Origin of the sequence: Caulobacter vibrioides OR37, from assembly GCF_000372645.1 — a bacterium.
GTDB classification, from domain to species: domain Bacteria; phylum Pseudomonadota; class Alphaproteobacteria; order Caulobacterales; family Caulobacteraceae; genus Caulobacter; species Caulobacter vibrioides_E.
The window spans coordinates 53,155-65,800 of the sequence record NZ_APMP01000010.1; the positions used below are offsets into that span (position 1 = coordinate 53,155).

Genomic DNA, 12,646 nt, shown 5'->3' on the forward strand with positions numbered 1-12,646 from the left:
CGGGCTCGTCGCGACAAGCCCGGCCCCAGCTTTCGCCTAGAGGGTTAGAACGCCACCTCGACGGTTCCCGTCACCGTGCGCGGGGGGCCGTAGAAGCCGATGACCGAGTTGTTGTAGGTCGGGGCGCCGAAGTTGTAGCCGCCGGTGCGATAGCGCTCGTCGGTCAGGTTCTTGCCGGTCAGCACGAACTTGTACTTGCCGCCCGGCGCGGTCCAGACCGCGGTCAGGTCGACGAGGGTGAAGGCCTTCTGGTCCAGGGCCGGCAGCGGTTGCTCGAACTGCTGGTACTTGTCGCGGTAGCTGACCATCGGGGTGATGGCCAGGGTCCCACCGGCCAGGTCGCCGCGCCAGGTCAGGCTGACATTGCCCGTGAACTTCGGCGTGTTCTGGAAGCCGTAGAGGTCGGCGACGTTGACGATCTGGCCCGTCGCCAGGGTCTGGGACGGATTGACCGGGTTCGGCGCGCCGGCCGGCACGAAGCGGTTGAACGTGTCGTACTTGGCGTGGATGTAGCCCACCGACACGTTGCCCGACAGGCTGTGGCTGAGCTTGGCGCTGGCCTCGAACTCGGCGCCGTACAGCGTCGACGAGCCGGCGTTGTCGACCGAGCTGGCGATGCCCGACGGCACCACGACCTGGGTCGTGACCTGCTGGTCGGTGTACTTGGACAGGAAGACCGCCGACGAGAACGACACGCGGCGGTCCAGGGCGAAGCCCTTCAGGCCGGCCTCGTAGGTCTTCACGACCTCGGGCTTGTAGCCGTTGACCGTCTGCGGGGTGATGAACGCGTCGCCGCGCATGTCCCAGCCGCCCGACTTGAAGCCTTCCGAGAACGAGACGTAGCCCGTCAGATCCGGCGTCAGCTCATACGAGGCCGAGATGCGCGGGGTGAACTTCTCGAAGGTGGTCGCGGCGCTGTAGTTGGTGCGCGTCTGCAGGATCGGACGCTGGGCGCCGCCCTGATACGGCGACGGCGTCGCGCCCAGATAGAAGAAGCGGAAGACGTTGGCGTGCTTGGCGTCGCGGGTGGCGCGGCCGCCCAGCGAGACCTTGAACTTGTCGGTCAGATTGGCGCTGAAGTCGAAGAAGGCCGCGAAGCTCTGGGTGCTGACCTTGCCACCGTCGGCGATCGAGACGCCCAGATTGCCGGCGATGGTGTCGAACTCGCCCGAGGCCTGGCTGTTCATGTAGTAGAGGCCAAAGACGCCCTGGACGATCTCGTCCGAATAGACGGCCTGCAGTTCCTGCGAGAACGAGCGGTCGTCATAGGTGGCCGGCACGTCCAGCGTCGGCAGCGGCGTGCCGTCGAAGTCGATCATGGTCTGGGTGTGACCGCGACGGTTAGCGGTGATCGACTTGAACGTCAGGTGGTTGGTGGCGTCCCACTGACCGGTGAGCGACACGCCCTTGGTCATGACGTGGTTCTTGTCGCCCAGGCCGGCCTGGGTGTCGTAGACGCCGAGGATCGGGTAGTTGCCCGTCGTCGGCAGCGTCTCGCGGTGGCCGTGGCGCGGGTTGGAATCGTCGGCCACGTGGTCATAGGCCAGGCGGAAGAACAGGGTGTCGGTCGGCTTGTACTCGGCGCTCAGGCGATAGGCCTGGACATCCTTGTTGTACTGGTCAGCGCCCGTGGTCAGGTTCTTGCCGTAGCCATCGTGCTTGTACAGCGCGTAGGTCGCGCCGACCGACAGGCCGGTCCCGTCGATCGGGGTCTGGGCCTGGACCAGCAGGTCGCGCTCGTTATAGCTGCCGTAGGTCGCGCGGATCTTGCCGCCGGACTCGTCGCCCAGGCGCCTGGTCACGTACTTGATCGCGCCGCCGATGGTGTTGCGGCCGTACAGCGTGCCTTGCGGGCCGCGCAGCACTTCGATGTGATCGATGTCGAAGATATCCAGCACCGCGCCCTGCGGCCGGTAGATATAGACGTCGTCGACATACAGACCCACGCCCGGCTCGTAGCCCCACAGCGGGTCCTGCTGGCCGACGCCGCGGATATAGCTGATCAGGGTCGAGTTCGAACCGCGCGCGGTCTGAACGGTGATGTTCGGCGTGGTCTGCTGCAGGACCGTGATGTCCGTGCCGCCCTGCTGCTCCAGCTTGGCCGACGAGTAGGCCGAGACCGCGACCGGCACGTCCTTGAGGTTTTCCTCGCGCCGGCGGGCCGTGACGACCACCTGCTCGACGGACACCGAATTGTCGCCGGCCGGAGCCTTCTCCTGAGCCGAGGCGACGCTCGTGACGGCGCTCCACGCCGCGCCGGCCAGCAGCGCGGCCTTCCACATCGAATTCATGGGTTTCCCCTCCCTTGCTTCCGCCCTCCCGAGCATGGTCCTTCTCACGCGGACGTATGCTTGGGCCTCGCCTATTCATCGAACAGCGAATTGCGGACACAATCACCCGAACCGGCGACGGACGCCAGCGTTTTTTCACCAGGTGATGAAAATGAACCGCCGGCTGACGGTCAGGCGGCGGAAGAGGCCTTGGCGATCACCGCCTCGAAGCCGGCGGCGCAGTACGAGAACAGCCGCGCCCGAACGGCTTCGAGGTCGCTGGAGTGGCACTCGCCTTCCGACAGGCTGTCGATCCGTCCGGTCTCGGACAGGGACAGCATCATCGACCCGGTCAGGAACTGGTAGCACCAGTAAAGGTCGCGATACTCCGCCTGCGGCCGAACGATCTTCAGGGTCTCGACCAGCTGATGGACCACGGGGTCGAAGAACCGGGCCATGGTCTCGCCGCCCCAGGCCGGCGTGTTGTTCACCTGGGCCACCAGCGCGAAATAGCTCTTCCAGCCGGGTCCGCCGTCCTGGGAGATGCGCAGCAGCGGGGCGATGAAGGCCTCGATCACCCCCTCCACCGTCATGGCCCCGGCCCCCGGAGTCTCGGGGTCGTGCGCCTTCACATAGGCGTTCATCGACGCCTCGCGCGCCTGGTTGAGGATCTCGGCCCGTCGCAGGAACACCGCGTCGAACAGTTCGCGCTTGGCGCCGAAGTAGTAGTGGATCAGGGCGGTGTCGACGCCGGCCTCGGCCGCGACCTGGCGGGTCGTGACGCCGTGGAAGCCGTGGCGCGCGAACAGGCCCTCGGCCGCGTCGAGGATGGTCTCCTTCAGATCCAGGCCCTTGGCCTTGGAAGGACGGCCCCGCCCGCTGACGCGGGTCTTGGCTGCGGTCATGAATATGGGCCCGCTTGGTTGCGTTCCGTCCCCGGATAGGCGCAACCAAGCGCGGCTGGCAAGAGACCCTGGGTTATCGAGACCCGCGCAAGGCCGCCGGCGCCCCGGCTTAGCCGAAGAAAACCGCCCACATCAGGCGGCCCGGGATGAAGGTGAACAGGCCCGCCAGCAGCAGTCCGCCGACGAACATCCCCGTCATGGCCCGGCGGTGCGCGGCGACCTTGCCCCGCTTGATGGCGTAGACCGCGCCGGGCAGGCCGACGATCACCCAGCCGGACAGCAGGTGGATGAAGCTGAAATGGCCCGGATTGACCGCCCGGATGAACAGTGAGCTGACCGCTGTCGCGCCCATGGCCAGCACCCAGGTCCAGCCCAGCAGCTTGTGCGCGGCCGTGCCCTTGACCCGCATCATCAGCACCGCCCCGATCATCAACGCCGTCAGGGCCGAGAACAGGTGGATCCGGATGACCAGCGACGCCTGTGCGATCTTGTCCAGGTCCGGCGCGTGCGGGTGAAAGGACAGCGCGGCCGCGTGGCCGGCGAAACGCGGCGCGATCACCGCGACGATGACGCTGGCCGTCACCGCGCCGATCAGGCCCATCCGAACTCCGATCCAGCGGGCGTCCTGAGACATTGACTTGCCTTGCTCGGCCATCTTCCCTCACTCCGATCCTGGCGGGCGTCCCGGCGCCGCGCCGTCGGAAACCTGAGTGGAGTGGGCGGGTTCGTGTCTCAATCGTCGTTGCGCCAGTCGCCGGCCTCGTTTCGTGAACGGCTGGGGGATGTCGTTCGCGCTTCGCGAATGGCGATGACCTCGAAGGAGAGCCTGCGCGGCCTGGCGGCGTCGGCGGCGGCGGGCGTGTTCCTGGCTCTGATCGGCGCGTTCGGCACCGATGGCATCCCGGTGCTTACCCGCGTCGCGTACTGGGTCGGCCTGTGCTTCACCGGCGCGGTCGTCGGCACCGGGCTCAGCCGGACCATCGGCCGGAACGGGCGGGCCTATGCGCGGCCCTGGCTGTATGGAAGCCTGACCGCGATCGGCGTCACCCTGCCTTTCACCGTGGTGGTCTGGCTGGTCAGCGAGATGACCTTCCAGGGCCGCCCCCGCCTGGCGGCCCTGCCCCTGTACCTGCCGCCGGTGTTCATCGTCACCGTGGCCATGACCGGCCTGAACTTCCTGGCGCAGCGCCCGCTGACCGCGACACACGCCGCCCCGGCGTGCGGGCCCGAGCCCCGGTTCTTGGCCCGCCTGCCGGCAAAGCTGCGCGGCGCGGACCTGTTCGCCGTCGAGGCCGAGGATCACTATCTGCGCCTGCACACCTCGCGCGGCCAGGACCTGATCCTGATGCGCCTGGCGGACGCGGTGGCCGAGCTGGAGGGCATCGAGGGCGCCCAGGTCCACCGCTCCTGGTGGGTGGCCCGGGCCGCCGTCGAAGGCGCCCGGCGCGGCGACGGCCGGGCGACCCTCAAGCTCAAGGGCGAGATCGAAGCGCCGGTCAGCAGGGCTTACGCCAAGGCCCTGCGCGAGGCGGGTTGGTTCTGAACCCGGTCCTCGCCGGCGCGGACGTTCCGGCTCACGCCTTCCATCCGCCGCCCAGGGCCTTGTAGATCGCCACCACGTCTGTGTTGACGCCGGTCTCGGCGACGCTGAGGGCGTCTTCGGCGGCCAGCAGGGTGCGCTCGGCGTCGAGCAGCACCAGGAAGTCGATGCCGCCTTCCCTGTACTGGATGCGCGCCAGCTCGGCCGCGCGCCGGGAGGCGGCGGCCTGGTCGGTCAGGCTCTTCAGCTGGGCCTGCTGCTGGCGATAGGCGACCAGGGCGTTCTCCAGATCCTCCAGCGCCCGCAGGACGGTCTGGTCGTAGTTGGCCAGGGCCGCGTCATCGCGGGCACGCGCCGCGCGCAGGCGGGCGTGGGCGCTGCCGAGGTCCAGGGCCGGCCAGCTGACGGTGGGCGCCACCGACCAGGCCTTGCTGGCGCTGTCGCCGAAGCCCGCCGACGTCCCCGACAGGAAGCCGACGAAGCCGCTCACCGAGACGCGCGGGAAGAGGTCGGCCGTGGCCACGCCGACCTGGGCGGTCTGGGCCGCCAGCCGGCGTTCGGCCGCCTGCACGTCCGGACGACGGCGCAGGAGGTCGCTGGCCTCGCCGATCGGCAGGGCCGTGATCAACGGCCGCGTATCGGTCGCGCGGGCGACCAGCAGGGCGTCCAGCGCGCCGGGCCTCTGGCCAGTCAGCACGGCCAGACGATAGTTCGCGCGCTTCTCGGCCGTGATCAGGCCTGGGATCGCCGCCTCCGTGGCGTTGAGGCGCGCCTGGGCCGAGGCCACGTCGATCGGGCCGCCGGCCCCGGCGTCGAACCGCACCTTGGTCAGCCGCAGGGTCTCGCGCTGGGTCTCGAGATTGCGGTAGGCGACCTTCAGACGGGCCTGGGCGCCGCGCAGTTCGAGATAGTTTCGAGCGACCTCCGCCGCGACCGTGACCTGGGCGTCGCGCAGGTCGGCCTGGGCCGCGCCCGCCTCGGCGCCGGCCGCCTCCACGCCGCGCCGGACGCGGCCGAAGAGATCGATCTCCCAGCCGGCGTCGAAGCCGGCCTGATAGGTCTGGCTCTCGACGCGCCGGCCGTTCGAGCCGGGCTGTTGCTCGTTGCTCTTGGCGTAAGTCCCGTCGGCCACGACGTGCGGCAGGAGGTCCAGCTTCTGCTCGGTGAACAACGCCCGGGCCTCGGCGACCCGAGCGACGGCGATCTTGAGATCCAGATTGGCCGAAAGGGCCTGGCCGATCAGTTGATCCAGCACCGGATCGCCGAACGCCTTCCACCACTCCGCTTCCGGATTGGCGGCGGTGAAGACGGCCGGGTCGGCGTTCTGGAAGGCCGCCGGCGGGGTCGCCGGCGCCTTGTAGTCCGGGCCCACCGCGCAGGCGGCGGCGGTCAGGGAGACGCCGGCGATAAGGAAGAGTCTGAGAGCGTTCATGACAGACCTCGAAGGTCTCCCTTCCCCCTTGGATGGGGAAGGGTGGGGATGGGGGTGAAAGCGGGTCCGGAGGTGGCGCTGCCGAGCTGAAGCCCGCCGATGCTGTCACCCCCACCCCTGCCCCTCCCCCATCGAAGGGGGAGGGAAACGCGTGTCCCGGCGGTCATCAGTGGGCCTCGACCGCCGCCGGATTGGCCGCCTTCAGCGCGGCCCGGCGGGCCGTGTTGCGGCGGATCACGTAGTAGAAGATCGGGGTCAGGATCAGGCCGAAGACGGTCACGCCCAGCATCCCCGCGAACACCGCCACGCCCATGGCGCGGCGCATCTCGGCCCCGGCCCCGTGCGACACCACCAGGGGATAGACCCCCATGATGAAGGCGATCGAGGTCATCAGGATCGGCCGCAGGCGCAGGCGGCAGGCCTCCAGCACCGCCTGGAGCGGGCTGTCGCCATGCTCCTCGCGCTCCTTGGCGAACTCCACGATCAGGATGGCGTTCTTGCACGCCAGGCCGACCAGCACGATCAGGCCGATCTGGGTGAAGATGTTGTTGTCGCCCTTGCTGATCCACACGCCGGCCAGGGCCGACAGCAGGGTCATCGGCACGATCAGGATCACGACCAGCGGCAGGCTCCAGCTCTCGTACTGGGCGACCAGAACCAGGAAGGCCAGCAGCACGCAGAGCGGGAAGATGAAGACCGCCGTGTTGCCCGCCAGGATCTGCTGGTAGGTCAGCTCGGTCCATTCGTAGCCCATGCCGTTGGGCAGCTCCTTCTTGGCGAGGTCTTCCAGGGCCTTCTGGGCCTGGCCGGTCGAGTAGCCGGGCGCCGGGCCGCCGTTGATCTCGGCGGTCAACATGCCGTTGTAGTGGCTCTCGCGGTCGGGACCGGTGGTCTCGTGGAAATTCACGAAGGCGCCCAGCGGGATCATCTGGCCCGACCCGTTGCGGGTCTGCAGGCGCAGCATCTGCTCGGGCTGCAGGCGGAATTTCTGGTCAGCCTGCACGTTGACCTCGTAGGTCCGCCCGAAGCGGTTGAAGTCGTTGACGTACAGCGAGCCCAGATAGACCTGCATCGTCTCGAAGAGGTCGGTCAGGGACACGCCCTGGGCCCTCGCCTTCTCGCGGTCGATATCGGCCTGAATCTTCGGCACGCTGACCTGATAGCTGGAGAAGATCCCCGCCAGGGCCGGGTCCTTCCGCGCCTTGTCCATCAGGTTCTGGGTGGCTTTGTTCAGCTCTTCCGGACCCAGGCCCGCCTTGTCGACGATCTGCATCCGGAAGCCGCCGATCGTGCCCAGGCCCTGGACGGACGGCGGCGGGAAGACGGCGATCTGGGCGTCTGGGATGGCGCTGAACTTCTGGTTCAGGGCGGCCACGATGGCGCCGGCCTGCTTGTCCTTGTCGCGACGGTTCTTGAAGTCGTCGAGCGGATAGAACACCGCGCCCGAGTTGGGGCTGTTGATCAGCCCGTTCACCGACAGACCCGGAAAGGCCACCGAGTGCTTGAGACCCGGCACGGTCTTGGCGATCTCGCCCATCTGGCGGATCACCGCCTCGGTGCGGTCCAGCGACGCGGCGTCGGGCAGCTGCACGACGGCGACCACATAGGCCTTGTCCTGCTGCGGCACGAAGCCGGTCGGGGTCTTGGCGAAGGCGAAGACCGTCAGAGCCAGCAGGACCGCATAGATCACTAGGCCCGCCGTGGAGCGGCCCAGGGTCTTGGCGATACCGCCGACATAGCCGTTAGAGGCCTTGGCGAAGAAGCGGTTGAACGGATTGAACAGCCAGCCCAGGCCTGCGTCGATCAGCTTCTGGAAGCGGTCCTTGGGCGCGTCATGCGACTTCAGCAGCACCGCGGCCAGGGCCGGCGACAGGGTCAGGGAGTTGAAGGCCGAGATCACCGTCGAGATGGCGATGGTCAGGGCGAACTGGCGGTAAAACTGGCCCGACAGGCCGCTGATAAAGGCGGTGGGGATGAACACCGCGCACAGGACGAGGGCCGTGGAGACGATGGGTCCCGTCACCTCGGTCATCGCCTTGCGGGTGGCGTCGGGCGGCGCGAGGCCGAGGCTGATGTTCCGCTCGACGTTCTCGACCACCACGATGGCGTCGTCCACCACGATGCCGATGGCCAGCACCAGGCCGAACAGGGTCAGGGCGTTGAGGCCAAAGCCCAGCATCAGCATCACGGCGAACGTGCCGATCAAGGACACGGGCACGGCGATCAGCGGGATCACCGAGGCGCGCCAGCCTTGCAGGAAGATCACCACCACGATGACCACCAGGATGATGGCCTCGATCAGGGTGTGGACCACCGAGTCGATCGACTGCTGCACGAAGGCGGTCGTGTCGTAGATGATCTCGTAGTCGACGCCCTCGGGGAACTCCTTCTTGAGTTCCTTCATGGTCTTCTTGACCTCGGCCGCCATTTGCAGGGCGTTGGAGCCGGGGCGCTGGAAGATCGGCATGGCGACCGCCGACTTGTTGTCGAGCAAGGAGCGCAGGGCGTAGTTGTTGGCGCCCAGCTCGACCCGGGCCACGTCGCCCAGGCGGGTGATCTGGCCGTCGGGGCCCGAGCGGACGATGACCTGGCGGAACTGCTCCTCGTCGGTCAGGCGGCCCGGCGCGTTGACCGACAGCTGGAAGTCCGCGCCCGAGCCCGCGTTGGGCGGCGCGCCCAGCTGGCCGGCGGCGACCTGGACGTTCTGCTCGCGCAGCGCCTGGACCACGTCGCCGGTGGTCATGGAGAGCGCCGCCAGCTTCTCGGGATCCAGCCAGATCCGCATCGAATAGGCGCCCGCGCCGAAGATCTGCACGTCGCCGACGCCATTGATGCGCTTCAGCCGATCGCGAACGTTCAGCTGCGCGTAATTGCTGAGGTACAGCATGTCGTAGCGGTTGTTCGGCGAGATCATGTGCACGACCAGGGTCAGGTCGGGCGAGGCCTTGTCCGTCGTGACGCCGATCCGCTGCACTTCTTGAGGAAGCTTCGGCAGGGCCTGGGCGACGCGGTTCTGGACCTGCACCTGGGCCTTGTCGAGGTCGGTGCCCAGGGCGAAGGTCACGGTCAGCACCATGGCCCCGTCGGCGGCCGACTGGGACGACTGGTAGATCATGCCCTCGACGCCGTTGATCGCCTGCTCCAGCGGCGCGGCGACGGTCTGGCCGATGACGGACGGGTTGGCGCCGGGATAGGCCGCGCGCACGACCACGGTCGGCGGCACGACTTCCGGATACTCGCTGATCGGCAGCTGTGGCAGCGACACCAGGCCGGCGATGAAGATGATGATCGAAAGCACGGCCGCGAAACGCGGTCGGCTCACGAAGAACTTGGAAAAGGACATCGTTGTCGTCCTGGGGAGAGGAGCGCGTTTGGCGAACCCCTCACCCTTGATGGGGGAGGGGGAGGGGCAGGGGTGGGGGTGATCACCGAGGGGAAGGCGAGCGCGGCGCTAAGCTTCAGGCGCCGTGGTCACCCCCATCCCCGCCCTTCCCCCATCGAGGGGGAAGGGAGAGTTAGTTCTGGCCCGTGGACCGGCCCTCGACGATCTGGCGGCCGCCGACTTCCAGCTGTCCAAGGTCCGCCAGCTCGGTCTTGACCTTGACCGGCGCGACGGTGTCGCCCGGCTTGACCTTCTGCAGGCCGCCGACGATCACCCGGTCGCCGGGCTTCAGGCCCGAGCGGATAATGCGCAGATTGCCGGCCAGCGGACCGATCTCGACGGGGCGATACTCGGCCTTGTTGGAGCCGTTGACGACGACGACGTAGCGCTTGCCAAGGTCGGTCGCGACGGCGCGGTCGGGGGCCAGGGCCACCTCCCGCGACTCGGCGCTGACCAGGCGAATGCGCGCGAACAGGCCCGGCGTGAACTTGCCGTCGGCGTTGGCGAAGATCGCCCGGCCGTTGATCGTGCCGCTCTTGGCGTCCAGAGCGTTGTCGATGAAGGTCAGCTTGCCGACATGCGGATAACCGTCCTCGGTCATCAGGCCCATATAGACCGGGCTTTCCTTGCCGCGCTCGGCGGCGGCGTATTTCAGGAAGGTCTGCTCGTCAGCGTTGAAGGCCGCGTAGATCGGGGTGTCGGACACCACGGTCGTCAGCAGCGACGCCTGGGTGACCAGGTTGCCTCGGGTGATGATGGCCTTGGAAACCCGGCCGTCGATCGGCGAGGTCACCTTGGTCCATTGCAGATTGAGGCGCGCGGTCTGGAGCGCGGCCTGGGCGGCCGAGACATTGGCCTGGGCGGCGCGCTCTTCCGACGACAGTCGGTCGAATTCGCTCTGGGCCAGGGCGTTCTGCTCGATCAGGCGGCGACCGCGTTCGCGATTGACCACGGCCAGGTCCAGCTGGGCCTTGGCGCGGGCCACCTCGGCGGCGGCGCGGTCGGCCTCGGCCTGGTACGGACGCGGATCGATCTGGAACAGCACCTGGCCCTTGGACACCCGCGCGCCCTCGGCGAAGCGGGCGCCGTCGATATAGCCCGAGACGCGCGGACGGATCTCCACGGTGTCGATCGGCTCGAGGCGACCGGTGAAGTCATCCCATTGGCGCAGCGATTTGAACGCGACGTCGGTGACGGTGACCTGGACGGGCGGAGCGGCGGCGGTCTGTTCTTGCTTGGCCTGGGCGGAGCAGGCGGCAAGCACGGCCACCGCCGCCAGGCCGGCGAAGGAGGTGATGACGGGCTGGAGACGCATGGGGAGGAACCCTGTCGGACGGTGAAGCGGGGAGGAACGGCGGACGTGTCTGATTGTCATTCCCAAACGGGCCGGCGGGCGGCGCGTCGGGTGTTCGAAGTCCAGGTATCGCCCAGGGCCCGGACCGTGGCGCGGCCAAGCCAGCGATGGCTGGCGCGGACCTCGGGCTTGAGGAAAGCCAGAAACCCCTTGGAAGACTTGGCTTGGGGCGCGTCGGCGTGAACGTTTGTTTGCGGGGGCATTGGCGCGCGCTCCTTTTTTGGGGTTAAAGAGTGAAATGTCGCAGGGCCTGTTACTTGACCCGGGCGACCGGAAAGACGATTTAGGATGTGACGAGACCGTTCGGTATCATCGCGCCACGGCGGAGAGATACTGACCGGTAACTCTCACGTCAAGGAGAGGCCTGCCAAAATGGCGACAAGAAATTCTGGGGACGTTGTCGGGGGCGACACGGAAGCAGCGGTCGGGGCTCCCCCCGGTTCGCCCGCGTCCAAGCGTCCGGCGCGCGACCGGATCTTCGAAACCGCCCGCGAGCTGTTTTATCAGCACGGCATCCGGGCGGTCGGCGTCGAGACCATCGCCGCCGAGGCCGAAGCCACCAAGATGACGCTCTATCGGAACTTCCCGTCCAAGGACGAGCTGGTCGCCGAGGTCCTGCGCGAGCAGGAGCGAGAGTACTGGGCCTGGTGGGAAGAGGTGACGGCCTGCTGCTGCGCCGACCCGCGCGCCCAGTTAGAAGCCATCTTCGACGCCTTCGAGACCAAGGCCTGCAACAAGGACGTGCTGGGCTGCCCGCTGTCGAACGCGGCGATCGAGCTGCACGAGGAGGGCCACCCCGCCCAGGTGGTGTCGGTCAACTACAAGAAGGAGCTGTACCGCCGGCTGGTCGACCTGACCCGTCGCGCCGGCGCCAAGGACGACGACCTGGCCGACGCCTTGATGCTTCTGATGGAAGGCGCGTCCGGCGCCCGCGTGACGCTCGGCGCTGGCGGCCCGGTGCGCGCCGTGGCCCGGTCAGCCCGGGCGCTGATCAAGTACCACCTGGACGGTTGCTGAACGGTCGCGCTCCCGAGCCTCTCGAAGGGCGAGCGCCCTCGATCTTAGCAGCGGGAGCCGATCGGCCCCCTCACGATCGGGCGCGGCTGGGGCTCTTCGCGCGCCGCTCCAGCGCCAGCAACGCCAGAAGCGCCAGGAAAGCGAAGACCAGCAGCATCAGCGACAGGCGATGGGCCTCTCCCCACTCCAGCGCCTCGACCAGGCGATAGATCTCGGTCGACAGCACGGCGGTGTGGCCGGGGATATTCCCGCCCAGCATCATCACCACCCCGAACTCCCCGATCGTATGGGCGAAGACCAGGATCGCGGCGGCGACATAGCCGGGCAGCGACAGCGGCAGGGCCACGCGCCAGAACCGCGCCCAGGGCGAGGCGCCCAGGGTGGCGGCCGCCTCCAGCGCCTCGTCGCCGACGGTCAGGAAGGCGTTGCGCAACGGCTGCACCGCGAAGGGCAGCGCGTAGATCAGCGATCCGATCACGAGCCCCTCGAAGGTGAAGGCCAGGGTTCGGATCCCGAACGGATGTAGCAACGTCATCAGGGGGCTCTTCGGCCCCAGGGCGATCAGCAGATAGAACCCCAGCACCGTCGGCGGCAGCACGATCGGCAGGGCGACCAGCGCCGTCACCGGGGTTCGCAAGGCCGAACGTCCGCGCGCCAGCCACCAAGACAGCGGCGAGGCCAGGGCCAGCAGCAGCAGGGTGGTCAGCCCCGCCAGCTTGGCCGTCAGCCACAGGACATCCGTCACC

The 12,646-nt window shown here is 68.1% G+C and carries 10 protein-coding genes; 2 read left to right on the forward strand and 8 right to left on the reverse strand.

All coding sequences use genetic code 11. The features are described 5' to 3' along the window. Nucleotides 1-44 precede the first annotated feature (44 nt). The 3 genes from OR37_RS10170 to OR37_RS10180 form a co-directional block, all read right to left on the reverse strand. The gene (locus OR37_RS10170; RefSeq protein WP_004619233.1) at nt 45-2,291 is read right to left on the reverse strand and encodes a TonB-dependent receptor; all 2,247 of its coding nucleotides are present in this window, start codon (nt 2,289-2,291) and stop codon (nt 45-47) included. Nucleotides 2,292-2,461: 170 nt separating this feature from the next. Further along, nucleotides 2,462-3,175 (reverse strand): TetR/AcrR family transcriptional regulator, encoded by a 714-nt coding sequence (locus OR37_RS10175; protein WP_004619234.1) that lies wholly within the window; start codon nt 3,173-3,175, stop codon nt 2,462-2,464. A gap of 109 nt (nt 3,176-3,284) precedes the next feature. Continuing rightward, on the reverse strand, nt 3,285-3,830 hold the full coding sequence (locus tag OR37_RS10180) for a DUF2306 domain-containing protein (RefSeq protein ID WP_004619236.1): 546 nt from the start codon (nt 3,828-3,830) through the stop codon (nt 3,285-3,287). Nucleotides 3,831-3,977: 147 nt separating this feature from the next. Between OR37_RS10180 and OR37_RS10185 the strand changes: the two genes are divergently transcribed. Beyond that, nucleotides 3,978-4,718 carry a LytTR family DNA-binding domain-containing protein gene (locus OR37_RS10185; RefSeq protein ID WP_004619238.1) on the forward strand — a complete coding sequence of 247 codons (741 nt, stop codon included), beginning with the start codon at nt 3,978-3,980 and terminating at the stop codon, nt 4,716-4,718. Between the two features lie 31 nt (nt 4,719-4,749). Here the strand turns inward: OR37_RS10185 and OR37_RS10190 are convergent, their stop codons facing one another. The 4 genes from OR37_RS10190 to OR37_RS10205 form a co-directional block, all read right to left on the reverse strand. Continuing rightward, nucleotides 4,750-6,147: an efflux transporter outer membrane subunit gene (locus OR37_RS10190; protein ID WP_004619240.1), complete on the reverse strand. Its 1,398-nt coding sequence runs from the start codon at nt 6,145-6,147 to the stop codon at nt 4,750-4,752. A gap of 166 nt (nt 6,148-6,313) precedes the next feature. Continuing rightward, entirely contained in the window at nt 6,314-9,490 is a 3,177-nt protein-coding gene (locus OR37_RS10195; protein ID WP_004619242.1) for an efflux RND transporter permease subunit, read from the reverse strand. A 172-nt stretch (nt 9,491-9,662) separates the two neighbouring features. Beyond that, on the reverse strand, nt 9,663-10,844 hold the full coding sequence (locus OR37_RS10200) for an efflux RND transporter periplasmic adaptor subunit (protein ID WP_004619244.1): 1,182 nt from the start codon (nt 10,842-10,844) through the stop codon (nt 9,663-9,665). A 56-nt stretch (nt 10,845-10,900) separates the two neighbouring features. Then, nucleotides 10,901-11,086 (reverse strand): hypothetical protein, encoded by a 186-nt coding sequence (locus OR37_RS10205; RefSeq protein ID WP_004619246.1) that lies wholly within the window; start codon nt 11,084-11,086, stop codon nt 10,901-10,903. Nucleotides 11,087-11,255: 169 nt separating this feature from the next. Between OR37_RS10205 and OR37_RS10210 the strand changes: the two genes are divergently transcribed. After that, entirely contained in the window at nt 11,256-11,900 is a 645-nt protein-coding gene (locus tag OR37_RS10210; protein ID WP_004619247.1) for a TetR/AcrR family transcriptional regulator, read from the forward strand. Between the two features lie 70 nt (nt 11,901-11,970). On the opposite strand, the gene modB is transcribed toward OR37_RS10210, so the two are convergent. Continuing rightward, nucleotides 11,971-12,645, reverse strand: coding sequence for a molybdate ABC transporter permease subunit (modB, locus tag OR37_RS10215; RefSeq protein WP_004619249.1), 675 nt, complete (start codon nt 12,643-12,645; stop codon nt 11,971-11,973). Nucleotide 12,646 lies beyond the last annotated feature (1 nt).

Coding starts and splice junctions, on each gene's coding strand:
- OR37_RS10190 (WP_004619240.1), bottom strand. CDS start 6,147: ATGAACGCTCTCAGACTCTTCCTTATCGCCGGCGTCTCCCTGACCGCC.
- OR37_RS10175 (WP_004619234.1), bottom strand. CDS start 3,175: ATGACCGCAGCCAAGACCCGCGTCAGCGGGCGGGGCCGTCCTTCCAAG.
- OR37_RS10185 (WP_004619238.1), top strand. CDS start 3,978: ATGGCGATGACCTCGAAGGAGAGCCTGCGCGGCCTGGCGGCGTCGGCG.
- OR37_RS10195 (WP_004619242.1), bottom strand. CDS start 9,490: ATGTCCTTTTCCAAGTTCTTCGTGAGCCGACCGCGTTTCGCGGCCGTG.
- OR37_RS10205 (WP_004619246.1), bottom strand. CDS start 11,086: ATGCCCCCGCAAACAAACGTTCACGCCGACGCGCCCCAAGCCAAGTCT.
- OR37_RS10210 (WP_004619247.1), top strand. CDS start 11,256: ATGGCGACAAGAAATTCTGGGGACGTTGTCGGGGGCGACACGGAAGCA.
- OR37_RS10170 (WP_004619233.1), bottom strand. CDS start 2,291: ATGAATTCGATGTGGAAGGCCGCGCTGCTGGCCGGCGCGGCGTGGAGC.
- OR37_RS10200 (WP_004619244.1), bottom strand. CDS start 10,844: ATGCGTCTCCAGCCCGTCATCACCTCCTTCGCCGGCCTGGCGGCGGTG.
- OR37_RS10180 (WP_004619236.1), bottom strand. CDS start 3,830: ATGGCCGAGCAAGGCAAGTCAATGTCTCAGGACGCCCGCTGGATCGGA.